Raw genomic sequence first — 21,332 nt, forward strand, 5'->3', positions numbered from 1 at the left:
GGTCGCGGCACCTTGCAGCGGGCCGCGCCTGCGCGAGCGCTCCGCTTCCCAGGGCGCTATCCTCGGCCGACGCGATCGAAGACGCTCCAGAACGTCCTTGCGCTCTCCGTATCGCCTGAGGTCCACCGACACACTCAGAATCCGTTCCGTGACAACGCAAAGGATGCTCGATGTCGAAACGTAGATCCTCCCCGACCACGATCGCCATCTGGTCGTTGGTCATTGCCGGGCTGGCCGTGCTGCAGTTCCCCGGGATTCTCCTGTATCACGACGTGGCCGAGCCGCGGATCCTAGGAATGCCATTCATCTATGGCTTCAACCTCGTTGTCTGGGCGATCCTGTGCGTGGTGCTGTTCTGGGCCTACAAGGTGCACTGGGGCCGCCCCCGCCCGCACACGTCGGATGAGCGGTTCGAGGCGGAGGTGGACCAGTGAGCAACGCAGAGATTCTCGGACTCGGCGCGATCGCCGCCTTCCTCATGGTGCCGCTGATCATCGGAGCGTACTCGGCGACCAAGTCCGCGGGCACCGCCAGTGACTACTTCGTCCAGGGTCGGTCCATGGGGTCGATCGCGGTCTTCTTCACCGTCACCGCCACCTGGTGGAGCGCGTTCGCGTTCCTGGGTTCCAACGCCAGCTTCTATCTGGACGGCCCGCTGTACTGGACCGCCCTGGTCTGGAACATCTTCTTCGGGGTGATGTACTACTGGATCGGCAAGCGGGTCTGGTTCCACGGCAAGCGCGGCAACTACGTCACCGCCCGGGACTTCTTCGCCGACCTGTTCGGCTCCTCCCGTCTGGCCACCCTGGTCGCGGTGATCCTGGTGATCTTCACCCTGCCGCACTTGCAGATCCAACTCACCGGGGGCGCCTACCTGATGGAGGTCGCCTCCGGTGGCGCGCTGCCCTTCTGGCTCGGCGCGTTGCTGTTCTACCTGGTCATCATCATCTACGTGTGGGCCGGGGGCGTGCGGGCCATCGCCTGGACGGACATCTTCTACGGGGTGACCATCTTCGTGGGGCTGATCGCCGCCGGCATCTTCGTGGTCGGCGAGGTCGGCGGAATGGGCACCATGTTCGATGAGATCCAGCAGGTCCAGCCCGAGCACCTGATCCTTGCCGACGGACAGTGGATGACGTGGGTCGCGATGTTCCTCATCACCCCACTGGGTGCGCTGATGGGCCCGCAGATGTGGACCCGGATGTATGCCACGAGGAGTTCCCGGCTGTTCGACCTGATGCCGTTCCTGGTGGGGTTGATGGCGATCGCCTACATCGGTTCGATGCTGATCGGCAACACTGCGGCCGTGGTCCAGCCCGACGTCGACGAACCCGACCAGGTGTTGGCGGTGATGCTGCTCGACTACGCGCCCCTGGTGCTCGCCGTCGTGGTGATCGCCGCCGGGGCAGGGGCGGCGATGTCCACTGCGAACTCCCAGGTACATGCCCTCGGCGCCAGTTACACCATCGACTTCCACGAGAGGTACTTCCAGAAGAACCTGCCCGAACACAAGCGTGTGTGGGTAGGGCGTTGGGCGATCCTGGGCTTCTCCGCGATGGCCTACATCATGGCCCTGTACGTCCCCGGCCTCCTGGTCACGATCGGGCTGGTCGCCTTCGCCGGCCTGGCCCAGGTCGTGGTCCCCACCGTCGGGGCGTTGTTCTGGCGGCGGGCGAGCGTGGCCGGCGCCACCGCGGGCCTGCTGGTGGGCGTGATCAGCCTGGTCGTCTTCACCGCGCTCCCGGCCACGATCCCCGGACCCTTCTCCGTCGGTGGTGGCGGTCTGCTGTCGTTGCTGCTGAACATCGTCGTCTTCGTCGGGGTGAGTTTGTTCACCAAGCCCCGCGATTCGCGCCTCCTGCTCAAACTGAGCCGGCGCAGGGATGACTTCGACCGGGAGCGGTTCAACGAGCCGGACCCGGAGGAGTTCGCCGACACCCTCCCGGATGACTCCCGTCGGTGGCCCTTCACCGAGCCGGGCGGCGGATCCGCCGGCCGGCCCGGAAGCGGACGATGACCATCGACCAGGTACAGAACGCCACGCACCAGCTCGACGTGCCCGCCTTCCTCGCCGATTTCCGTCACACCACCACCTTCGGCGCGACCGTGGCCGGCGGGATCGACCGGCAGGCGGGCACGAGCGAGCACGGTGCGGTCCGGGACTGGTTCTCCTCCCGGGCCACAGACCTGGGGTTCGAGATCCGGGTCGACCAGATCGGCAACGTCTTCGCGTTGTGGTCCTGGGACCCGGGCGCGCCGTACGTGCTGGTCGGGTCCCACCTGGACAGCCAACCCCTGGGTGGGCGCTTCGACGGCACCTATGGAGTGATCGCGGCGTTGCACGCCGCTCACGCGGTGGCCCGGGCAGCCACACGCGACGGGATCAGCCCCGGCCTGAACCTCGCCGTGGTGGACTGGTTCAACGAGGAGGGGGCCCGGTTCGCACCCTCCATCATGGGCAGTTCGGTCTTCGCCGGTCTGTTGGATCTGGATCGGGCGCTGGCCACCACCGACCCCCAGGGCGTCACCGTCGCCGAAGCGATCGGCGCAATCGGCTACCGAGGTGAAGCGGTGACGATCCCGACGGGCGCCTACGCCGAGATACACATCGAGCAGGGACGGCGCCTGGAACAGTCCGGCATCCCCATCGGTGTGGTGCAGGAGAGCTGGTACACCCAGAAGCTCCTGGTCCGGGTGCTCGGCGAGCAGTCCCACACCGGCGCCACCGCGATGTCCGACCGGCGCGACGCCCTGGTGGCGGCCGCGCACGTGGTGCTGGAGGCGGAGCAGGTCACCGGCGAGTTCCCCTCGGGATCCATCGTGACGTCGGTGGGCAAGTTCGACGTGCAACCCAACTCCCCGATCGTGGTGCCCCGCCAGGTGGACCTGGTGCTGGACGTCCGCGCCGACGACCCCGCCCACGTGGCGCGAGCCCGGGCGTTGTTGCTCGAGCGGATGGCTGACCTGGCCCGGCGCCGGAATGTGGAGATCAGCGCCGAGGACTTCGACATCCGCCCGGTGCAGCGCTTCCCGGCCGAAGGCGTGGACCTGGGCGCCAAGTCCGCGAGCGACGAGGGTGTGGAGTCGATGCTGCTGGCCACCATGGCCGGACACGATTCGGTCGCGATGAACAGGATCACCCCCTCGGTCATGCTGTTCGTGCCCTCGGTGGACGGGGTGTCCCACTGTGAGCGGGAATTCACCTCCGATGCGGACCTGGTGGTCGGGTTGAGGGTGCTCACCCAGGTGGTGCAGCGCCTGGTGAACCGGGAGATGGCCGAGGTGGCCCCGGGAGAAGGGGGCCCGCGATGAGCCCCGCCCGGTCGGCGTCAACGCCTTCACCCCCCGGCGCAGCGCTGGACGTGGTGCTCCCGGGGCCGGCGCTCGGCCCGGGGTCCGGACCCTAACGGCGGTCCGGAGGCGCCAACGGCAGCGCCGCGACCAGGGCGATCCGCTCCTCCAGGTCCGCCACCGTGGCCGGCACCGGTAGGTCCACGTCCAGCACGTGCACCACCAACTCCTCACTGCCGAGATGCACCGACAACGACCCGGGCATCAGGTTCATCAGGTTCGCCACCGCAACACGGCCCGCCCCCGGTGGCAGTCGCATCGGGTATCGGACATAGCCCGGGTCCAGGTCCGGCCGCGGCGTCAGCGACCTGCGGGCCACGTCCAGCCCACCGTGCAGGGAGCGGCGCAGGAACCAGCCGGTCAGCCGCACCAGCGCCCAGGTGCGCCGCAGCCGGCCGGCGCCGGGCCGGGGACCCCGGTAGGGCGCCAGCGCCAGGCTGGTCGCGACCGCGATCGGGACGACGACGGCGCCGTAGGCCCAGGTGGTCATGTCGCCTTCGGTCAGGGCCCACCACAACAGGGCGAAGACCGCCATCCTGCGCACCAGTGAGGCGGCACGATGCCACCAGCGGAACGGGGGTACTCGGTTGCCCATCATGCCCCCCACCAGGCCAGGATGACGAAGACCCCGGCCATGCCCAGGAACGTCAGTCCCGAGGCCCGCCACGTGGCCAGGCGCTGTTCCCCCAGGTTGAACCAGCGAGCCGGTGCGGGCACCCGCCGGATGCCCACGGCGATGACGTCGCGACCCCGAGCGATCGACCGGCTGAGGGCCTGCACACCCTGACGGATCATGCTCGCCAGCCACTCCTCGGCGACCACCAGGTCCCCCGGTGGCACCGCCCGGCCATCGGGGTGGGCGAGCCAGTCCGGCAGCGCCCGCGTCCCGGACAGGCGCAGTGCCAGCGCCGCAGCACCCACACCGGCCAGCACCGGCCAGCCCTGGGCCCACCAGGTGCCCAGGTCCCACCATCCCGGCACCGACACCTCGGCCCCGCCCGCTGCGGTCCACAGCACCAACGGGATCGAGGCGCCGATGAGTCCCACCCAGCCCAGCAGCATGATGTCCACCCCACGCGAGCCGGCCCGGCTGTGCCCCAGCAGCCACACCGCCCGGGCCAGCAGCACCGTGGACCCCATGCCCACCAGCACCAGTGCCGAGGCGACGTCGAGGCCGGCCACCAGCACGCCGTCGGCGGCTTCCTTGGCCGAGTACTTGGCCAGGTAGCCGCTGGTCCAGGGCAACCCGGCCAGGGAGAGTCCGGCCACCGCGAATCCGGCGATCACCACCACCCGGCCCGAACCGGCGCCGTGGGCTCCCCACAGGCCCACCCCGAAGAACAGGGCGGCCTTGATGATCCCGTGGTGCAGGGCGTAGAGCACGGCCGCGGCCACGAGCACCGGGGCGCCGTCCGGGTCGATCAGCGCGGCCCCCACCAGCGCCGAGAGCATCCCCATCTGACTGATCGAGGAGTAGGCCAGCACCGCCTTGGTCTTGGCCTGCATCACGCCCAGCAGCACCGCCAGGTAGGCCCCGGCCAGGCCGCCCACCACGAACACCAGGCCCCAGGTGGGCATCGCAGCCTCGCCCAGGGGAAGCATCCGCAACCACCCGGCGAGCCCGCCGGTGATCATCGCCCCGGACAGCACCGCGCTGGCCGGTGTGGGTGCCGCCGGGTGCGCCAGCGGCAGCCACACGTGCAGGGGCACCACACCGACCTTGATGCCGAACCCGAGCCAGAGCAGCGCCACGATCAGACCGGTGTGCCCCGATGCGGCCACCCGTTCGGCCGTCACCGCCAGTTCCAGACCACCGGCGCGCACCACCAGCATCGCGGCCACCAGCACCGCCGCTTCCCCGAGGACGGCCAGGAACAGGTAGATCCGGCCGGAGCGCCGCGCATCGGCGGTGCGGTCGTGGATCACCAGGGCATATCCCACCAGGCTCATCACGGTGAAACACAGATACAGGGTGACCACGTCCGCGGCGACGAACACCCCGGCGTTGGCCACGAAGCACAGCAGCAGCAAGCCACTCAGCGCCGAGGGCCTGGGCAGATCGGAACGGGCCACCATGACCAGGGCCAGCCCGTACAACACCGCCGCCAGCACCAGTAGGGGCCGGCCCACGTCGTCGATCCGGAACGTGGTGCCCAGCAGGAGCCAGTCCATCGCCACCTCGACCCCGTCCGGGGCGGCCGACCCCAGCCATGCTGCCGGGAGCACGGTGACCGGCGCCAGGGAGGTCAGCAACAGGCGAGACCTCTCGGCCAGGTGGTCCGGGAGCAGCCCGGCCATCGCGAGTCCCAGCGCCACCAGTAGCGGCAGCGCTGCGGTGCCGATCCAGAGCGCGGTCATGAGTAGCTCCTGACCGCGACGAGTTCCGCCAGCGACAGCGGCGAGTAGCCGAGACCGGCCAGCACCCCCACGGCAATGGCGAAGACGGCCGTCAGCAGCGCCGGAACCAGGAGCGGCAGCGGGGCCTCCACCCCGTGGCGCTGGTGGGTATCCGCACCCTGCCAGGCGGCGCCCTCGTCCGGGTCCTTGAACCACAGGACGTAGATGATGGGCAGGAAGTAGGCGGCGTTGAGCAGGGTGGAGGCGGCCAGCACGCCCAGCACCCACGGCTGCCCGGCCTCCAGGGCGCCCACTCCGAGGTACCACTTGGACACGAACCCGGCCATCGGCGGGATACCGATCATGCCCAGCGCGGCCACGGTGAAGGACGCCGAGGCCACCGGCATCCGGCGGCCCACCCCGGCCAGTTGGCTCACTCTCGTCAGCCCCAGCACCTCGGCGAACAGGCCGGCGCAGAAGAACAGGCTGACCTTCATCAGTCCCTGGTGCACCAGGTGAGCGATGCCCCCGGTGGTGGCGGTGACCGCGAGCAGGGTCGCGCCCAGGGTGATGTAGGAGACCTGGCTGACGGTGGAATAGGCCAGCCGGGCCTTCAGCTCGTCCTGGGCGAGCGCACGCACCGAGCCGTACACGATGGTGACCCCGGCCAGTACCGCCAGCGGCGTCAGCACGCCCAGGTCGGAGGCCAGGTGCACCCCGAACACGTCGTGGACCACCCGGATGATCCCGAACACGCCCGCCTTGACCACGGCCACCGCGTGCAGCAGCGCACTGACCGGCGCCGGGGCGACCATCGCGATCGGTAGCCAGCCGTGCACCGGCACCAGCGCCGCCTTGACCGCCAGCCCGGCGATCAGCACCGCGAAGATCCCCACCGCCGTGCCGGGATCGGCGGCTGCGAGTTCGATGACCTCCTCGGCACCCCGGGAGCGGAACTCCACCGGCCCGGCCACCGCCGTCAGCCAGGCCACCCCGCCCAGCAGCACGATCCCGCCGGTGACGGTGTAGGCCAGGTAGGTGCGCGCTCCGCGCAGGGCCGCCTTGGTGCCCCGATGGGCCACCAGGGGGTAGGTGACCAGGGTGAGGACCTCGAAGAAGAGCAGGAAGGTGACCAGGTTCCCCGAGAGCGCGATCCCCACCGTGGCGGTCACGCACAGGCTGAAGAAACCGAAGAACCGGGACCGGTTCGCGGAAGTCTCCAGATAGCCGATCGCATAGATCGTGGTGAGCAGCCACAGGAGGGTGGACAGGCCCACGAACAGCAGCGCCAGCGGATCGGTGATCAGCACCAGGTCCACCCCGGGCAGCAGTTGCTGCCGGTACTCCAGGCGCAGCCCGGAGGTCACCGGGGGCACCAGCACGATCACCAACCCGACCTTGATGATCGCACCGGCCAGGTTCAGTGTGGTGCGCCAGCGCACCTGGTGCTCGCGCAGCCCGAAGATCACCAACCCCGGCAGCAGCGAGGTGAGCAGGATCGCCAGCGGAATCCAGCTGGCCTGGGTGACGGTCTCGTTCACGGGATCCCCCCGATGGGCAGCGCCGGAGCGAGAAACTCCGCCAGCGGCACCGCCAGCAGCCCGGTCCCCACCGCCACGACCGCGAGGAGCAGCGCGATCGCCGGCATCCGGGCCGGCACCGCCACCGGCTGGCGGCGGCCGGCCGACCCGGGTTCATCGAAGGTGGCTCGCACCACCCGGGCGGTGTAGGCGAAGGTGAGCAGCCCGCCCCCGAGCAGCGCCGCCAGCCACCACCACTGCCCTCCCTGGAGTGAGGCCTGGAGCAGTTGCCACTTGCCGGCGAACCCCAGCGTGGGGGGCATCCCGGCCAGGACCACCCCGGAGACGGCGAAGGCCAGCACCGTCCCGGGCATCCGGTTGACCGCACCGACCAGACCGTCCAGGTCATCCCCGCGGTGGGCCAGGGAGAGCACCCCGGCGGCCATGAACATCGCCGCCTTGGCCAGTGCGTGGGACAGCACCATCAGCAGCACCCCCACCCAGGCCGCCTGAGCGGCAAGTGCTGCCGGGCTGCCCGCCGGCGCGCCTGCGGACGGGGCGAGGTAGGCGAACAACAGGAAGAAGTACCCGACCTGGGCCACGGTGGAGTAGGCCACCACCGACTTCAGCCGGTCCTTTCGCAAGGCCACCACGTTGCCCCACACCACCGCGACACAGCCCAGCACGCCGAGCACGGTCGGCAAGCCCGCCAACGGCGGGGCGGCGGCGTCGAACACCACGTACCAGACCCGGATGAGCAGGTACAGCGAGGCCTTGATGACCAGTGCAGACAACAGCGGACTCACCGCTGACGGGGCTGCTGCGTGGGCCGAGGGTAACCAGGTGTGCGCCGGGAACAGCGCGGTCTTCAGCGCCATCCCCGCGGTGATCAGCACCAGGGCCACCGAGGCGGTGGCGCCGGCGGTCAGCACCTGCCCGGCCCCGGCCATGTCCAGGGTGCCGGTCTGTGCGTAGACCAGCGCCACACCGAACAGGTAGGCCAGCGACCCCAGCACCGCCACGAACAGGTACCGAAGGCCGGGGCGCCACGCCGAACGCCCACCGAGTACCACCAGTGCCACCGCGGCCAGGCCCATCAGTTCCAGCGCCACGTAGGCGTTGAACAGGTCCGCGGTGACGTACACGGCATTCAGCCCGGACCACAGCATCGCCACCAGGGGCCAGAACGCCTCGCTGCCGCGCACCCGCGATGTCCCGGTGGCGTACAGCAGCACCAGCACGCTCACGAGGGCCGTCATGGCCAGCATCAGGGCGCTGAGCGCGTCCACCCGCAGCTCGATCCCCAACGGCGCACGCCACCCGGCCATCCGGTACTGCACCTGCGACCCGGAGGCGACGTCGAGGACCACCGCCACCGCCATCGCGGTGATGCCCAGCCCGAGCGTCACGGTGAGCCAGGGCCGCCACCGCGGCGGCACCAGCGCCAGAACCACCGCACCGGCGAGCGGGGCCAGCACCAGAGCGGGCAGCACGCCGCCCATCAGCGATCACCCCCGCCCGCCTCGGAGCGACCGGACCCTGAGGGCCGTTCCCGAGATGCCCCGGGCGCCTCGTCCGGCTCGGCCGCGCCGTCCGGCCCCTGGCCGGATGCGCCCGCCGAAGCCTCGATCCGGCGGATGAGCACCAGCGCCAGTCCGGTCACCGAGACGGTGATGACGATGCCGGTCAGTACCAGGGCGTGCGGAACCGTGTCGGGCGGGTCGGTGCGTGCGGCGAGCGCCACCAACACCATCAGCACACCACCACTGGCGATGTTCAGGGCGATCACCCGGCGAACCAGGTCGGTGGTGGTGAGCAGTCGCACGATGCCCAGCACAGCCAGGGCGACCGCCAGGATCACGAACACATCGGAGCGCATCACACCCGATCACCAGCCGCGGCGTTGATCCGGTCCATCAGCACCAGCAGCACCGCCAGGGTGGCCCCGATACTGAGCATCAAGACCGCCTCCAGGCCGAGGATCACCCCGCCGGCCCAGCCCTCCCCCAGCACCAGCCAGCCACCGGCCAGCGCCGCGCTCACGGCCGCCAGCAGCAGAAACGCCGCCAGGCCGGCCAGGAGCACGGGGCGCACCCACCGCTCCATCGAGCGGCGCGGACCGAGGCCGGCCAGGTAGATCATCAGCACCGCGCCGGTGAGCAGTGCGCCGGCCTGGAAGGCTCCTCCGGGACGGGTGGACCCCGCCACCAGCAGCCAACCGAGGAGCAGGACCAGGACCGGCACCACGACCCGCACCATCGCCCCCATCGGTCCGGTGTCCGGCGCGGGCTCGGGCAACAGCCGCCCGCCCGGCGCCAGGGCCAGGGCGCCCAGCGCGGCCGCGGCCAGCACCCCGATCTCCAGCAGGGTGTCGTAACTGCGGAAGTCCAACAGCACCGCCGTCACCGGATGCGACACCCCGGTTGCCGCCATCTCCCCCCGGGCCACCGCGCCCGCGCCGGTGACGGTCTGCCACTGCCACACCGCACCGAGCAGTGCCATCGCCAGCACCGCGGCAAGTGCCCCGCTGAGCAGGCCGTACCAGGGGCCCGGGCGGTTGCCGGCACCGGCCAGGGCTCGCGGCGGTTCGGGGGTGGCGGTCACCGCGTTCATGACCAGCACGCCCGTCACCCCGGCACCGAGCACCGCCTCGGCGATCGCCACGTCCGGTGCGTGCAGCCAGGCCCACGAGACCGCCAGGAGCACACCGAACACCAGGAACATCGCCGCGGCATGCACCCGCGAACGGCCGAACAGCGCGTAGCCGGCAACCGCGAACAGGCCCACGGCCAGCACGACGTCGAAGACTCCCACCGCTTCCATCAGCGCGTCCGCGGCCCGCGGCCGCTGCTGCCGGCCTCCTCATCACGACCGGCCCGGTCATCATTCGACGCAGCGCCGTCGTCGTCGTCGGCCTTGGATGCCTCGGTCATCGCCGATACCGCGGCGACCTCGGACCGGTCGGCGAGCAGGTAGGAACTGGTGGCCGCGGCAAGGAGGGCGAGCAGCCAGATCAGCACGAGCTTCACCGCGACCGCGACACTCGACTGCAGCGCCAGGGCCGCCAGCACCAGCCCGAGGCCCAGGTTGTCGGCCTTGACCAGGGCGTGCAGCCGGTTGTTCAGGTCCGGGAAGCGCAGCAGACCCACCGTGCCGGCCCCGAAGAAGGCGCACCCGACCACAGCCAGCACCACCGAGACCACGTCCAGGATCATCGGCGCGCCCGCAGGGTTCGGACCCGGGCCAACACCACCAGGGCGGCCAGTGCCACCAGGGCCAGCGCAGCATCGCGCAGTGCCGCCACCACCATCACGTGGGCCAGCACCGCCAGCACGGCGGTGGCGGTGGTGCCCATCAACAGCAGGGCCAGCAGCCGGTCGTGGTCGGCCGGCCCGCGCACCACCCGGACCAGTGAGACGAGCACGTTGATCACCAGGAAGACGACAGCCCCGTACAGGACGGCATCGATCACAGGGGTCTCCATGGTGGGGGGTGGAAGATGACGTAGGCGACCATCCGGCCGAGCCCTACCACCCTATTCGCCACCACTCGGCGTGCCACCGGTGGGGACTCAGCCCGATGGACCGGGCGGTCCGCCCTCGGCCTCTCCCGCGGCAGCCACGCCGGGTCGGACGGATGATCGGTCACGGTCACCGGAATCGCGTGGACGCAACCGGCCGGCCCCGGAACGGGTGCGACGACCGGCCAGGGCCAACGCGACACTGATCGCCCCGAGCCCGACCAACTCCCACGAGGTGGGCCGTTGACCGAGCACCAGCAGCGCGATCACGGTCGCCGAAGCGGGCAACAGCGCGTTCAGCAGCGCGAAGGTCGCCATCCGCAGCCGTTTCAGGGTGACCTGGTCCAGCATGTAGGGGATCACCGAGGTGAGCACCCCCACGGCGACCACCACCACGAACACGTCCATCGACAGCGCCGGCCCCGCCCACGGCGCAGCGATCGGGGCGAACAGTACCGAGGCCACGGCGGTGCCCACCGCCAGGGAGGAGATCCCGTCCCGTTCGGTCACGATCCGGCCACCCAGCAGCATGTACACCGCCCACGCGGAGCCCGCCGCCAGCGCGCAGGCGATCCCGAGCAGGAGGTACCAGCCCGATTCGGCACCGGCCCAGTCCAGCCCGAGCACCGAGATCGCCACCACGCCGAACGCGGCCAGCACGATCGCCACCCGCTGCCGCAGCGTGCGCCCGCCCCAGGCGGCCACGGCGACCGGCCCGGCGAACTCGATCGCCACGGCTGCACCGAGCGGCAGGTACTCGATGGAGATGTAGAACAGCATGTTCATCGCCATCAGCACCACGCCGAAGACCGCGCTCTGGGCGAACGTGCGGCGGGTCCAGTGCTGGCGCCGCCAGGGTTGCACCAGCACCAGCAGGATCAGTGCGCACACCACCGAACGAAGCCACGCCACCGTGTGCGCGGGCATCAGCGGGTACAGGCCGACGGCGATCGCCGCGCCCAGGTACTGGGAGGCACCGGCGATCAGGAACAGCAGCGGCGCCGGGACCCGGTCCAGAGGGTTCCTCATGCCCATTCCACCTCGGTAGCCAGGACCCGGTGATCGGAGACGGCCAGCCGGTGCGATGCGGTATTCGCGGTGGTCCCGCCCCGGACCAGGATGTGATCGATCTGTCGGAGCGGGGTGCCGGCGGGGAAGGTCAGCGCCTCGGGCAGGTGCCAGTCCGGGGCGATCTTGCGCACCGTGCGGGTGGGCAGGTTGAAGTCTCCGGCCACGATCGCGCGCCGGGCCAGCCCGTCCACGCCGGTGAGCAGGGTCTGCAACTGTCGCCAGGCCACCGGCGGCAACAGGGACAGGTGGGTACATGCCACCGCGAAAGGGCCGTCTGGGCCCTGCAGCACCGCGGCCAGCCCCACCCGGGGTTCGTGCACCCACCAGCCCGGCCGCAGTCCCTTCAGGGTGGGCAGGCGCTGCACCCCCTGGGGCAGCCGCGTGGCGAACCAGGCGGTGATCGGGAACCGGCTGGCCAACGCCACCCCGTATGCCGGGCCGGGATACTCTCCGATCGGATCGGCCATCCAGCGCAGCCCGCGCACGTTTCCGGCCAGCGCGGCTGCATACCGGTGGTGCGGCAGACCGAGGGCCTCGGCGATGACCGCCACCTGGTCGATTCGGTTGCTGCGGTTCTGGTACCTGTCCACCTCCTGCAGCACCACCACGTCCGTCTGGATCCCGGTGAAGGCGGCCGCCAGTTCGGGGCCGGTGGTGGGCACACCACCGGCCGATAGGCCCGACTGGATGTTCGCAGACAGCACGCGCAGGGGGGTCATCAGGTGGCCTTCATCAGTCGGTGGCCTCCGGGGCGAATCTCATTGCGACCGAGTTCATGCAATACCGGTCACCGGTCGGAGTCTGGGGGGCGTCGTCGAACAGGTGCCCCAGGTGGGAGCCGCACGAGGCGCAGCGCACCTCGGTGCGGACCATGCCCAGGGACCGGTCCTCGAGCAGTTCCACCGCGTCACCGGCGCTCGGTTGGTAGAAACTGGGCCAGCCGCAGTGGGCGTCGAACTTGGTCTCGGAGCGGAACAGCTCCGCCCCGCAGGCCCGGCAGGAGTAGATCCCCACCCGGTCCTCATACAGCAGTTCCCCGGTGCCGGGCCGTTCGGTGCCGGCCTGCCGGAGCACCTGGTACTCAGCCGGGTCGAGTTCGGCTCGCCACTGCTCCTCGGTCTTGGACACCTCGTAGTCGTTCTTCACCTCACGCATGCCTCTATCCTCGCCCATGATGGCGCAGGTGTCCCAGCGGACTGTCACGGCGTCGCAGCACATCGGCATCGCCGGGCCGGGCGCCCGCTATTCGTAGCCGCTGCCAAGCAGACGACGACGCAACTCCTGCCCGGCGAGTTCGGTGCGCGAGGTGGTGCCCGAGGCCGCCAGCAGCGCCGAGACGTGTACCGCGACCGTGCGCTGGGAGCAGCCCAGTCGCCCAGCGATGTCCCGGTTGCTCCAGCCCTCGACGAGCAGGTCGAGCACCCGGCGTTGGGCGGGGGTGCCCGGCACCGAGGGAGTCACCTGCTCCACCGCTGCTTCGACTCGCTGCAGTACTCGTCCGGGCCAGTGCCGCACGATGGTGCGGGCCTGTGCGAGATCCTGGGCGGCAGCGGTGTGCAGCCCGGTCCGGCTGCGTTCGGCAGCACGCACCAGCAGGATCCGCGCCCGTTCCGGGGCCAGTTGCCGGGGGATGTCCGCGGCCTCGAACAGGTCGGGATCGACCGGCCTGCCCTCCCGGTGGCGAAGTTGCACCTCGGCTGCCGCATGCAGCGCCGGATGCTCCAGTCCACCGGGCAGGGTCCGGTCCAGGAACGTCCGCACCTTCGCTGCCGGAAGACCGTCCTCCAGGGCCACCTGGGCGGCCAGCCACGCGCGGTTCGGCCGGGTGGCGTGCCCGGCGCGGGTAGTGCACCGGGTGTAGGCGCGCAGGGCGGCCTCCACTGAGCCCGCCCCCGCGGCCGCGGCGATCACCCCACCCAGGTAGGCGTACACGCGCACCCATGGCAGATCCACCCCCACGCTGGCCGTGAGGGCCTGCTGGCCGTAGCGCCGAGCGTGGTCCTCCCAACCACGCTCCCAGGCCAGTTGGGCCGCCTTGGTCAGCAGCGCCACCTGTTCGTTGCGGTGTTTCTCCCGGTCGATGTCGCTGAGGGCGTGGTCCCAGGCGCGCGCCCACTGCCCGGTGTGGAAGCCCAGATCCACTGCCTGGCGCACGACCGTTCCGGGGTCGCGCAACTGCTCGCTGAGCACGCGGGCGCGGGAGACCCAGATCCAGGCCTGCGCCTCCCCGTGCCCACTGCCCAGGTCCGCCTCGATACCGGCCAGCCGCAGCACCAGTGCTCCGGTGATGGCGCGGATGCGCGCTCCCACCAGCGCCGGATCACCGCTGGCGGCCACGGCGTCGAGGTCGGCCACGGCGTCGGCGATGGCCTCCTCGTTCCGGCGCCCGGCGGAGATCGCCCCGCCGCGGGCAAGGGCGTGGCTGACCCGCGCATCGGCCACCGCTGCACGTACCGCGTCGTCCCGCGCGGTCGGTCCTGCCTCGCCGAGCGTGCGGTCCCGTTCCGCCGCGCCGGGCTGCCCGGCCGACTCGGCCGCCAGCGCCAGGCACTGCGATGCGGCAGCGAGTGCCTCGGTGGCGCGTTCGGCGCGCACGCACGCCACCGACCGCTCGGCCAGCACCAGGATCTGGAGGCGGCGGTCGGCTCCGGCCAGTTCCTCGGCCTGCGCCAGCGCCGCCCAGGTCCCGGCAGCATCACCCAGGAGCCACCTGGCCCGGGCGTCCTGGAGCAACCGTGCGCACCGGGCATCGACCGACGTCATCTACGCATTATTGACTAGGTTCACATCACAGCGTCGCACCATCCTGGATGGCGTGAACGAGTGGGCACTGGACCTGCAGTCGCTACGGCGCACCTTCCGTCGCCGCGGCCAGGGAGAACGCATCGCCCTGGACAGCGTGGACCTACGCCTGCCCGCCCGCGCCTCGAGCGGGCTGGTGCACGGGCTGCTGGGTCCCAACGGAGCGGGCAAGACCACGATCTGCAAGATCGTCGCCACGGTGCTGCTGCCGACCTCCGGCCGCGCCCGCGTGCTCGGTCACGATGTGGTCACCGAGGCTGCCGCCGTGCGTCGCCTGATCGGGATCGTCTTCGGAGGTGAGCGGGGCCTGTACGAACGGCTCAGCGCGATGGAGAACCTGCAGTTCTGGTGCGCCATGCACGGCCTGGGCGCCCGGGCCGGGCGGCGGCGCTCGACCGAACTGCTGGAGCGGCTCGGCCTCGGCGAACGGGCATCGGAGAAGGTGGAGACCTTCAGCCGGGGTATGAAGCAGCGCCTGCACCTGGCCCGCGGCCTGGTCGCCGAACCGAGGGTGCTGTTGCTGGACGAGCCGACCGTCGGCATGGACCCGGTCTCCGCCCGCGACTTCCGAACCCTGGTCACCGAACTGCGTGGCGAGGGCCGCACGGTGCTGCTCACCACCCACGACATGGCCGAGGCCCAGGCTCTGTGCGACTCGGTCACGTTCATCGATCAGGGCCGGGTCCTGGGCACCGGCCCACCGGCGCAGGTCCGGGCCATGGTGGCCGGCTCTCAGCAGATCACGGTGGACGACGTCGACCCCGCTTCTGCGGAAGCGCTCACCGGCGCACTGGGTACCCTGCCCGACGCGGTCGAGCGGATCCACGCCGTGCACGACGCGCGCTCGGGCGTGCTGCAGATCACCGTCACCGGCGGCACCGAGGCCCTCTCGACCGCCCTACGTACCGTGCTGGCCGCCGGACACACCCAGATCACCTCCGCTCCGCCGTCGCTGGAGGATGTCTACCTGGACCTGCTCGGGACCGATGCCGCCGGGCAGCGCCGCGGGATGGACGTGTGATCGGCCCGGCCCGGGCGGGTTTCGCCCACCAGGTGCGCATGATGCGGGGCACCCCGGACTGGTTCCTGGCGCTGTTCACCGCACCGCTGCTGACCGCGGTGTTCGTCTCGATCTTCACCCACGCCGGGCGAGGTGACCTGAGCAGTTACGGCGTGCTGGCTCCGGCGCTGATGGCGTTGTGGGCGATGTCGTTGCAGACCGCCGGGGAACTGATCTCCCAGGAACGGGAGAACGGCTCTCTGGAGGCGTTGCTTGCCGCACCGGCCCCGTTCGCCGCGGTGCTGTTCGGGCGGATCAGCGCGGTCACGAGCATCTCCATGGTGGCCTTCGCCGAGTCCTGGCTGGTGGGCTGGGCACTGACCGGGGACCCGGTGACGATCATCCATCCGGGCCTGTTCGTGATCACCGTCGCGCTGACCGTGGTAGCGATGACCGGGTGGGCCGGGGTGATGGCGTGCGTGTTCGTGCTGGCCCGCTCGGCGCGCACGTTCCAGAACTCGCTGAGTTACCCGTTCTTCGTGCTCGGTGGGGTGATCGTGCCGGTGGCGCTGCTCCCGGACTGGCTGACGTGGCCGGCCCGGGCGGTGTTCCTGTCCTGGTCAGCGGACCTGCTGCGCGATTCCCTCGCCACCGGTCCGGTCGACGCCGCGGCCCTGCGGCTGCTGATCGTGGCCCTGCTCGGAGCGGTCGGGTTCGTGCTCAGCCACGTGCTGCTCGACCGGACGCTGCGCCGGGTGCGGATGACGGGGAGGCTGGCTCATGCCTGAGCGCGTGCTACCCGGCCACCGGGTCCCCGGGCCGTGGGCGATCGTCCGGGCCGCCACCCGCACCGCATTCGCCGACATGCGCGCCACCTACACGCCGCTGACCTGGAGCGTCGGCTGGCTCGGCCGGATCCTGATGCAGGTGACGTTCTTCGCCCTGATCGGGCTGCTGCTCGATGACCCCGGGGCGGTGCTCTACCTGTTCATCGGCCAGGCAGTGATGGCGTGTGTGGTGGAGGTGTTCATGTCGGTGCCCTCCACCACCTGGGAACGGTTCGCCGGGACCATGGGGTTGCTGGTGGCCGCACCAGGGCCGCTGTGGCCGGTGTTCGTGGGCCGTTCGGTGCAGTGGCTGCCCAGCGGGATCGCCACCGCCGGTATTGCGCTTTTCGCCCTCGGGCCACTGTTCGGGGTGGGCTGGAGCCTGGCCGGTGCCCTGGGAGCCTTCGCGATGCTGGTGCTCACCGCGACCACGATGTACGCGGTGGCGCTGTTCGTGGCTGCGCTGGTGCTGCGCGGGCCCCGGTGGCGCAACGTGGCCAGCAACGTCAGCCACACCCTGGTCATGCTGATCACCGGCGTGACCGTGCCGACGCTCATCTGGCCGGCGTGGCTTCAGGTCGCCGGGCAGGGCCTGCCGATCACCCACGGGCTGGGCGCGATCCGTGATCTGCAGGCCGGCACCGCCGACGCCGGTTCGCTCGCGGTGGCCGCCGGCGCCGCACTGGGCGCTGGCCTGGTGTGGTTCGCGCTCGCCGCCGTGGCGTTCACCGCCTTCGCCGGGTCCGGCCGGCGCGACGGCAGCATCGATCTGCAGGAGTGATCAGGCCGGCGTCACCAGCCGCGACCGACGCGGTGCGGTGGCCCGGACCGCGGAACGCGGACCCGGTGATCCTGGCGGTCAGCGCTCGCGTTCCTCGTCGGGCAACTCCGGGTCGGCTCCCGGGCCCCCACTATGGGTCGGTTGCTGCTCGTCCTGGGGTGTGTCCCCATGCTGGGAGCCGGGCACGTTGTCCTGGTCCGCCTCTGGCTTCGGGCGGGAGGTCCCCTCCGATGTCATCACAGTCCTCCTCATTCGGGTGGCGCCATCTCAGGCTAGGTGGCCCGACCCGCCGCCGCGACTCGGGCCCGGAGAGTCCCTACCGGGCCAGACCGCAGCACTGTCGGTGGGCACCTGCGCCCGGTCGGACATCCCGTAGTCACGGCTGACCCCGGCGACGCGCAGCCGATAGTGGGCGAACACCTCGGTGATCCCGGCCCGTTGCGCGTCCCGGTGTGCGGCGTTCGTGCGCCACGTGCGCACCGCGTCCTCATCGCGCCAGAACGACAGCGACAGCACTTTGCCCGGGTCGGTCAGGCTCTCGAATCGTTCGATGGAGATGAACCCGTCCACGTCCTCCAGCTCGGCGCGCAACTGCCCCGCCAGGTCGAAGTACCGCTCTCGCTGAGCCGGTTCGGGCCATACCTCGAAGATGACCGCGATCATCCCAGAGCTCCCGGGGCGTGCGGACCGGAGACCGGCCGGGTGAAGAGGCGCTCCTCCGACCGGATGAACTGTCGTTGCCTGGCGAACTCGTAGTTGCGCCGTCCCAGCGGATCCTGCCCCAGTCGTTGCCGGTACGTCTCATAGGAGGCCAGGTCGGGGAGGGTGTAGATCCCGTAGGCAGTGGTTAGCGAACCTTCATGGGGAGCGAAATAGCCCAGCAGGTCGGCGCCCGAGCGGGGGATCGCCTCCCCCCAGGTCCGGGCATAGTGCTCGAAGTCCCCCTGCCGGTAGGGATCGATCTCGTAGCGAATGATGCACGTGATGGCCATGTGCCTCTCCTGGGTGGCTCGATGGGTATCGGTCCCTGCCGAGTCAACCCTGCGATGTTTCGGGCTGCGCCGAAGTGGTCATCGGTACCGTAAGAACCGTGACGTCCGAACGGCTGGTCCTCGTCGGCGCGATGCTGGCCGACCGCAGCCGGGTCGCCCTGCTCACCGCCCTGTTCGACGGCCGCGCGTACACGGTGACCGAGCTCGCCCGGCACGTGGGCGTGGCCACCGCCACCGCCAGTGAACATCTGGCCAGGCTGCGCGATGCCGCCCTGGTGACCGTGGAGCCCTCCGGGCGGCACCGTTACTACCGGCTCGCCGGACCCGAGGTCGCCGAGATGCTGGAGTCGCTCGGTGCCGACCCCGCCGCGGCACCACCCCGACCGCATCCCGCCGGCCTGGACCTGGCCCGCAGTTGCTACGACCACCTCGCCGGAGCGGTCGCCGTGGCCGTGTACGAGGACTGCGTCCGCGCCGGCTATCTGACGCAGGAAGAAGGGTCGGCGCTCCGGCTGACCACCATCGGGCGCACGTTCTTCGACGATCTGGGCGTAACGGCTGCCGTTGCCCGTACGGACCGGCCGCTGGCCCGGCGGTGCCTGGACTGGACCGAACGGCGTCCCCACCTGGGCGGACTTCTGGGTGCCGGCCTGCTCGCGTGGCTGTTGGCCCACGGCTGGGTGGTCCGCGGCGACAGACCCCGCACGATCCGGTTGACCAGGGCCGGCCAGCACCATCTGCCGAGCCACTTTCCCGGCGTCTTCAATGGCAGGCCCTGACGTCCGCGTGCCAGCATGAGCCCATGCGCCTGTGGTCACTGCACCCGCGATACCTGGATCGGCAGGGACTGCTGGCGTGCTGGCGGGAGGCCCTGCTGGCCCAAGCCGTGCTGACCGGACGTACCGTCGGCTACCGCGGCCATCCTCAGTTGGACCGGTTCCGGACCACCCCGGACCCTGCCGGCTCGGTCCGGTGCTACCTGCGGCACGTCGCCGACGAGGCCGACGCCCGAGGCTACCGGTTCGACCGCACGCGCATCGACAACGCACCTCCCGCGGAAGCCCCCGTCGCAGTCACCTCGGGGCAGGTGGAGTTCGAACGAGCCCACCTGCGGGCCAAACTCGTGCACCGCAGCCCGGCGACGGTAGCGACCCTGGACGCCGATGACCCACCGGACCCGCATCCGCTGTTCATGGTGGTCCCCGGTCCCGTGGAGCCCTGGGAGCGGGGCTGAACCGGTTCGCCGCTCCGCTCGGGCACCGGGCACAATGGTGCGCGGACCAACCAGGCGGGCCAGCCCCCTGCCACGAAGGAGAACTTGTGCGATGCGCGTCCTGATCACCAACGACGACGGGGTCTCCTCCCCCGGACTGACCGTCCTGGCCAACGTGGCCCATGAAGCGGGGCACGAGGTGATCATCGCCGCGCCGAACCGCCAGTACTCCGGATACAGCGCCGCACTCAGCGCGGAGAACGGCGACAACACCGCCGGCTACCCGTCCGGGCCCAGCAGGCCCCAGCACGGCTTGCGGATCTCGACCGCGCGCCCCCCGGGAATCTCCGATGACGTCGAGTCCATCGCCGTGCACGCCAGCCCGGCCGCGATCGCCTACGCCGCCGGGATGGGCGCGTTCGGGCCGCGTCCGGACCTGGTGCTGTCCGGGATCAACCTGGGACCCAACGTCGGTCCCGCGGTGGTGCACTCCGGCACGGTCGGTGCCGCCCTGTCCGCGGCGGCCCAAGGCATCCCGGCCCTGGCTGCCTCCAGCGCCTCGTTCGACCCCGAGCACTGGGACACCGCCTACCCGGTGATCGCCGAGGCCCTGCACTGGTTGAAGACCCACCCCCAGGACGGCCGGGTGCTCAACATCAACATTCCCGACGTTCCCCTGGAGCGGCTCCGCGGCCTGCGCCCGGCCGAACTCGCGACCTTCGGGACGCTGCCGGACACCGTGGACCGATCGGTGCGGCAGATCCTGTTCGCGCACATGGACGATAGCGGCGAGGCGCCCGCGACCTTCCCCGAGGGCACCGACGTGCACGAACTGATGCAGGGCTGGGCCACCTTGTCACTGATCCGGGCGCCCCGTCACGACGTGCACGATGCCGCACTGCCCGCCTTCGACGATCTCTCCTTCGCTCGGGGCCGCGCGGGGGTGGCGCGATGACGTGGTTGGTCACCGGGGGCGCCGGGTATATCGGTGCGCACGTCGTGCGAGCTTTCGCCGGGCAGGGCATCGGCACCGTCGTGATCGATGACCTCTCCAGCGGGCACGCCGCGTTCGTGCCGGAGGGAGTCCCGTTCGTCCGCGCCTCGATCCTGGACACCGAGGCGGTCCGCAGTGCCCTGGTGGAGCACCGGATCTCCGGGGTGGTGCACGTGGCCGCGTTCAAGTACGCCGGCGTCTCGGTGCAACGGCCGCTGCACACCTATGCCCAGAACGTGACCGGCACGATCTCGGTGCTGGAGGCGATGGCGCAGGCTCAGGTCAACTCGATCGTGTTCTCCTCCTCCGCCGCGGTCTACGGGACCCCGGAGGCCGAGCAGGTCACCGAGTCCACGCCCACAGCGCCGGAGTCGCCCTATGGGGAGTCCAAACTGATCGGCGAGTGGCTACTTGCCGACCAGGCCAGGGCCGTGGGGCTGAGGCACACGTCGCTGCGGTACTTCAATGTGGTGGGCTCCGGATATCCCGACCTTCCCGACACCTCCCCGCACAACCTGTTCCCGCTGGTCCTGGACGCCCTGGCCGCCGGCCGCACCCCGCAGATCAACGGCACCGACTACCCGACTCCGGATGGCACCTGCGTGCGGGACTACATCCACGTCGCGGACCTGGCCGCGGCCCACGTGGAGGCGGCAAAGGCGTTGGCGCAGGGGACCGCCCTGGAGCCGGTGTACAACCTGGGCAGCGGCACCGGCGTGTCGGTCCGGGAGATCATGGACGCGATGGCCGCCGGCACCGGGATCGACTTCGACCCCATCGAAGCGGAGCGCCGCCCGGGCGACCCGGCCCGGATCGTGGCCGATGGTGAACTGGCTGCCCGCGACCTGGGCTGGACGATGCGCCACAGCCTGGAGCAGATGGTCACCAGCGCCTGGCGGGCCCGCCAGCACCAGCCGTGACCCT

25 protein-coding genes are annotated in these 21,332 nt (G+C 70.9%); 10 read left to right on the forward strand and 15 right to left on the reverse strand.

The window, feature by feature from the left end; translation table 11 throughout:
• Window positions 1-170: 170 nt before the first annotated feature.
• From ACO0LV_RS05350 to ACO0LV_RS05360, 3 genes are read left to right on the forward strand one after another with little or no spacing between them, the layout of a single operon-like run.
• Window positions 171-434 carry a hypothetical protein gene (locus ACO0LV_RS05350; RefSeq protein ID WP_424786836.1) on the forward strand — a complete coding sequence of 88 codons (264 nt, stop codon included), beginning with the start codon at window positions 171-173 and terminating at the stop codon, window positions 432-434.
• Window positions 431-2,017 carry a sodium:solute symporter family protein gene (locus ACO0LV_RS05355; RefSeq protein WP_424786837.1) on the forward strand — a complete coding sequence of 529 codons (1,587 nt, stop codon included), beginning with the start codon at window positions 431-433 and terminating at the stop codon, window positions 2,015-2,017. The genes ACO0LV_RS05350 and ACO0LV_RS05355 overlap by 4 nt, the downstream gene beginning before the upstream one ends.
• Window positions 2,014-3,312 carry a M20 family metallo-hydrolase gene (locus ACO0LV_RS05360; RefSeq protein ID WP_424786838.1) on the forward strand — a complete coding sequence of 433 codons (1,299 nt, stop codon included), beginning with the start codon at window positions 2,014-2,016 and terminating at the stop codon, window positions 3,310-3,312. The genes ACO0LV_RS05355 and ACO0LV_RS05360 overlap by 4 nt, the downstream gene beginning before the upstream one ends.
• A gap of 91 nt (window positions 3,313-3,403) precedes the next feature.
• Here ACO0LV_RS05360 and ACO0LV_RS05365 read toward each other — a convergent pair whose 3' ends face one another.
• The 12 genes from ACO0LV_RS05365 to ACO0LV_RS05420 form a co-directional block, all read right to left on the reverse strand.
• Window positions 3,404-3,949, reverse strand: coding sequence for a Na+/H+ antiporter subunit E (locus ACO0LV_RS05365; RefSeq protein ID WP_424786839.1), 546 nt, complete (start codon window positions 3,947-3,949; stop codon window positions 3,404-3,406).
• Window positions 3,946-5,709 (reverse strand): complex I subunit 5 family protein, encoded by a 1,764-nt coding sequence (locus ACO0LV_RS05370; RefSeq protein ID WP_424786840.1) that lies wholly within the window; start codon window positions 5,707-5,709, stop codon window positions 3,946-3,948. Before ACO0LV_RS05370 ends, ACO0LV_RS05365 begins: the two co-directional genes overlap by 4 nt.
• Window positions 5,706-7,229 carry a complex I subunit 5 family protein gene (locus tag ACO0LV_RS05375; protein WP_424786841.1) on the reverse strand — a complete coding sequence of 508 codons (1,524 nt, stop codon included), beginning with the start codon at window positions 7,227-7,229 and terminating at the stop codon, window positions 5,706-5,708. The genes ACO0LV_RS05370 and ACO0LV_RS05375 overlap by 4 nt, the downstream gene beginning before the upstream one ends.
• On the reverse strand, window positions 7,226-8,710 hold the full coding sequence (locus tag ACO0LV_RS05380) for a complex I subunit 5 family protein (RefSeq protein WP_424786842.1): 1,485 nt from the start codon (window positions 8,708-8,710) through the stop codon (window positions 7,226-7,228). Before ACO0LV_RS05380 ends, ACO0LV_RS05375 begins: the two co-directional genes overlap by 4 nt.
• Window positions 8,710-9,087, reverse strand: a complete 378-nt coding sequence (locus ACO0LV_RS05385; RefSeq protein ID WP_424786997.1) for an NADH-quinone oxidoreductase subunit K — start codon at window positions 9,085-9,087, stop codon at window positions 8,710-8,712. The genes ACO0LV_RS05380 and ACO0LV_RS05385 overlap by 1 nt, the downstream gene beginning before the upstream one ends.
• Entirely contained in the window at window positions 9,087-10,031 is a 945-nt protein-coding gene (locus ACO0LV_RS05390; protein ID WP_424786843.1) for a hydrogenase subunit MbhD domain-containing protein, read from the reverse strand. The genes ACO0LV_RS05385 and ACO0LV_RS05390 overlap by 1 nt, the downstream gene beginning before the upstream one ends.
• Window positions 10,031-10,423 carry a monovalent cation/H(+) antiporter subunit G gene (locus ACO0LV_RS05395; protein ID WP_424786844.1) on the reverse strand — a complete coding sequence of 131 codons (393 nt, stop codon included), beginning with the start codon at window positions 10,421-10,423 and terminating at the stop codon, window positions 10,031-10,033. Before ACO0LV_RS05395 ends, ACO0LV_RS05390 begins: the two co-directional genes overlap by 1 nt.
• Window positions 10,420-10,680 carry a hypothetical protein gene (locus tag ACO0LV_RS05400; protein ID WP_424786845.1) on the reverse strand — a complete coding sequence of 87 codons (261 nt, stop codon included), beginning with the start codon at window positions 10,678-10,680 and terminating at the stop codon, window positions 10,420-10,422. The genes ACO0LV_RS05395 and ACO0LV_RS05400 overlap by 4 nt, the downstream gene beginning before the upstream one ends.
• Window positions 10,681-10,779: 99 nt before the next feature.
• On the reverse strand, window positions 10,780-11,757 hold the full coding sequence (locus ACO0LV_RS05405; protein ID WP_424786846.1) for an EamA family transporter: 978 nt from the start codon (window positions 11,755-11,757) through the stop codon (window positions 10,780-10,782).
• Window positions 11,754-12,518, reverse strand: a complete 765-nt coding sequence (locus ACO0LV_RS05410) for an endonuclease/exonuclease/phosphatase family protein (RefSeq protein ID WP_424786847.1) — start codon at window positions 12,516-12,518, stop codon at window positions 11,754-11,756. The genes ACO0LV_RS05405 and ACO0LV_RS05410 overlap by 4 nt, the downstream gene beginning before the upstream one ends.
• A gap of 13 nt (window positions 12,519-12,531) precedes the next feature.
• Complete coding sequence (msrB, locus tag ACO0LV_RS05415) at window positions 12,532-12,954, reverse strand: peptide-methionine (R)-S-oxide reductase MsrB (RefSeq protein WP_424786848.1); 423 nt, start codon at window positions 12,952-12,954, stop codon at window positions 12,532-12,534.
• An 87-nt stretch (window positions 12,955-13,041) separates the two neighbouring features.
• Window positions 13,042-14,562 (reverse strand): LuxR C-terminal-related transcriptional regulator, encoded by a 1,521-nt coding sequence (locus tag ACO0LV_RS05420; RefSeq protein ID WP_424786849.1) that lies wholly within the window; start codon window positions 14,560-14,562, stop codon window positions 13,042-13,044.
• Window positions 14,563-14,614: 52 nt separating this feature from the next.
• On the opposite strand from ACO0LV_RS05420, the gene ACO0LV_RS05425 reads away from it, so the two are divergent.
• The 3 genes from ACO0LV_RS05425 to ACO0LV_RS05435 are packed head-to-tail and all read left to right on the forward strand — an operon-like array spanning window position 14,615 to window position 17,209.
• The gene (locus ACO0LV_RS05425) at window positions 14,615-15,622 is read left to right on the forward strand and encodes an ABC transporter ATP-binding protein (RefSeq protein WP_424786850.1); all 1,008 of its coding nucleotides are present in this window, start codon (window positions 14,615-14,617) and stop codon (window positions 15,620-15,622) included.
• On the forward strand, window positions 15,619-16,389 hold the full coding sequence (locus ACO0LV_RS05430; RefSeq protein ID WP_424786851.1) for an ABC transporter permease: 771 nt from the start codon (window positions 15,619-15,621) through the stop codon (window positions 16,387-16,389). The genes ACO0LV_RS05425 and ACO0LV_RS05430 overlap by 4 nt, the downstream gene beginning before the upstream one ends.
• Window positions 16,382-17,209 carry an ABC transporter permease gene (locus ACO0LV_RS05435; protein WP_424786852.1) on the forward strand — a complete coding sequence of 276 codons (828 nt, stop codon included), beginning with the start codon at window positions 16,382-16,384 and terminating at the stop codon, window positions 17,207-17,209. The genes ACO0LV_RS05430 and ACO0LV_RS05435 overlap by 8 nt, the downstream gene beginning before the upstream one ends.
• A 78-nt stretch (window positions 17,210-17,287) precedes the next feature.
• Here ACO0LV_RS05435 and ACO0LV_RS05440 read toward each other — a convergent pair whose 3' ends face one another.
• The 3 genes from ACO0LV_RS05440 to ACO0LV_RS05450 are packed head-to-tail and all read right to left on the reverse strand — an operon-like array spanning window position 17,288 to window position 18,201.
• Window positions 17,288-17,446 (reverse strand): hypothetical protein, encoded by a 159-nt coding sequence (locus ACO0LV_RS05440; RefSeq protein ID WP_424786853.1) that lies wholly within the window; start codon window positions 17,444-17,446, stop codon window positions 17,288-17,290.
• 30 nt (window positions 17,447-17,476) lie between these two features.
• Window positions 17,477-17,872, reverse strand: a complete 396-nt coding sequence (locus ACO0LV_RS05445; protein ID WP_424786854.1) for an antibiotic biosynthesis monooxygenase family protein — start codon at window positions 17,870-17,872, stop codon at window positions 17,477-17,479.
• A complete protein-coding gene (locus ACO0LV_RS05450) occupies window positions 17,869-18,201 on the reverse strand; it encodes an NIPSNAP family protein (protein ID WP_424786855.1) in 333 nt (110 codons plus the stop codon). Before ACO0LV_RS05450 ends, ACO0LV_RS05445 begins: the two co-directional genes overlap by 4 nt.
• Before the next feature lie 98 nt (window positions 18,202-18,299).
• On the opposite strand from ACO0LV_RS05450, the gene ACO0LV_RS05455 reads away from it, so the two are divergent.
• The 4 genes from ACO0LV_RS05455 (at window position 18,300) to galE (ending at window position 21,328) form a co-directional block, all read left to right on the forward strand.
• Window positions 18,300-18,980 (forward strand): ArsR/SmtB family transcription factor, encoded by a 681-nt coding sequence (locus ACO0LV_RS05455; RefSeq protein ID WP_424786856.1) that lies wholly within the window; start codon window positions 18,300-18,302, stop codon window positions 18,978-18,980.
• A gap of 23 nt (window positions 18,981-19,003) precedes the next feature.
• Window positions 19,004-19,435 (forward strand): pyrimidine dimer DNA glycosylase/endonuclease V, encoded by a 432-nt coding sequence (locus ACO0LV_RS05460; RefSeq protein ID WP_424786857.1) that lies wholly within the window; start codon window positions 19,004-19,006, stop codon window positions 19,433-19,435.
• Between the two features lie 91 nt (window positions 19,436-19,526).
• Window positions 19,527-20,369, forward strand: a complete 843-nt coding sequence (surE, locus tag ACO0LV_RS05465) for a 5'/3'-nucleotidase SurE (RefSeq protein ID WP_424786858.1) — start codon at window positions 19,527-19,529, stop codon at window positions 20,367-20,369.
• Window positions 20,366-21,328, forward strand: a complete 963-nt coding sequence (galE, locus tag ACO0LV_RS05470; RefSeq protein ID WP_424786859.1) for a UDP-glucose 4-epimerase GalE — start codon at window positions 20,366-20,368, stop codon at window positions 21,326-21,328. Before surE ends, galE begins: the two co-directional genes overlap by 4 nt.
• The last annotated feature ends 4 nt before the right edge of the window (window positions 21,329-21,332 follow it).

The sequence above is a fragment of the Pseudactinotalea sp. Z1739 genome (assembly GCF_049725055.1).
GTDB lineage: Bacteria > Actinomycetota > Actinomycetes > Actinomycetales > Beutenbergiaceae > CALKWS01.

Coding starts and splice junctions, on each gene's coding strand:
- ACO0LV_RS05350 (WP_424786836.1), top strand. CDS start 171: ATGTCGAAACGTAGATCCTCCCCGACCACGATCGCCATCTGGTCGTTG.
- ACO0LV_RS05360 (WP_424786838.1), top strand. CDS start 2,014: ATGACCATCGACCAGGTACAGAACGCCACGCACCAGCTCGACGTGCCC.
- ACO0LV_RS05365 (WP_424786839.1), bottom strand. CDS start 3,949: ATGATGGGCAACCGAGTACCCCCGTTCCGCTGGTGGCATCGTGCCGCC.
- ACO0LV_RS05370 (WP_424786840.1), bottom strand. CDS start 5,709: ATGACCGCGCTCTGGATCGGCACCGCAGCGCTGCCGCTACTGGTGGCG.
- ACO0LV_RS05380 (WP_424786842.1), bottom strand. CDS start 8,710: ATGGGCGGCGTGCTGCCCGCTCTGGTGCTGGCCCCGCTCGCCGGTGCG.
- ACO0LV_RS05385 (WP_424786997.1), bottom strand. CDS start 9,087: ATGCGCTCCGATGTGTTCGTGATCCTGGCGGTCGCCCTGGCTGTGCTG.
- ACO0LV_RS05390 (WP_424786843.1), bottom strand. CDS start 10,031: ATGGAAGCGGTGGGAGTCTTCGACGTCGTGCTGGCCGTGGGCCTGTTC.
- ACO0LV_RS05395 (WP_424786844.1), bottom strand. CDS start 10,423: ATGATCCTGGACGTGGTCTCGGTGGTGCTGGCTGTGGTCGGGTGCGCC.
- ACO0LV_RS05405 (WP_424786846.1), bottom strand. CDS start 11,757: ATGAGGAACCCTCTGGACCGGGTCCCGGCGCCGCTGCTGTTCCTGATC.
- ACO0LV_RS05410 (WP_424786847.1), bottom strand. CDS start 12,518: ATGACCCCCCTGCGCGTGCTGTCTGCGAACATCCAGTCGGGCCTATCG.
- msrB (WP_424786848.1), bottom strand. CDS start 12,954: ATGCGTGAGGTGAAGAACGACTACGAGGTGTCCAAGACCGAGGAGCAG.
- ACO0LV_RS05420 (WP_424786849.1), bottom strand. CDS start 14,562: ATGACGTCGGTCGATGCCCGGTGCGCACGGTTGCTCCAGGACGCCCGG.
- ACO0LV_RS05435 (WP_424786852.1), top strand. CDS start 16,382: ATGCCTGAGCGCGTGCTACCCGGCCACCGGGTCCCCGGGCCGTGGGCG.
- ACO0LV_RS05440 (WP_424786853.1), bottom strand. CDS start 17,446: ATGACATCGGAGGGGACCTCCCGCCCGAAGCCAGAGGCGGACCAGGAC.
- ACO0LV_RS05445 (WP_424786854.1), bottom strand. CDS start 17,872: ATGATCGCGGTCATCTTCGAGGTATGGCCCGAACCGGCTCAGCGAGAG.
- ACO0LV_RS05450 (WP_424786855.1), bottom strand. CDS start 18,201: ATGGCCATCACGTGCATCATTCGCTACGAGATCGATCCCTACCGGCAG.
- ACO0LV_RS05460 (WP_424786857.1), top strand. CDS start 19,004: ATGCGCCTGTGGTCACTGCACCCGCGATACCTGGATCGGCAGGGACTG.
- surE (WP_424786858.1), top strand. CDS start 19,527: ATGCGCGTCCTGATCACCAACGACGACGGGGTCTCCTCCCCCGGACTG.
- galE (WP_424786859.1), top strand. CDS start 20,366: ATGACGTGGTTGGTCACCGGGGGCGCCGGGTATATCGGTGCGCACGTC.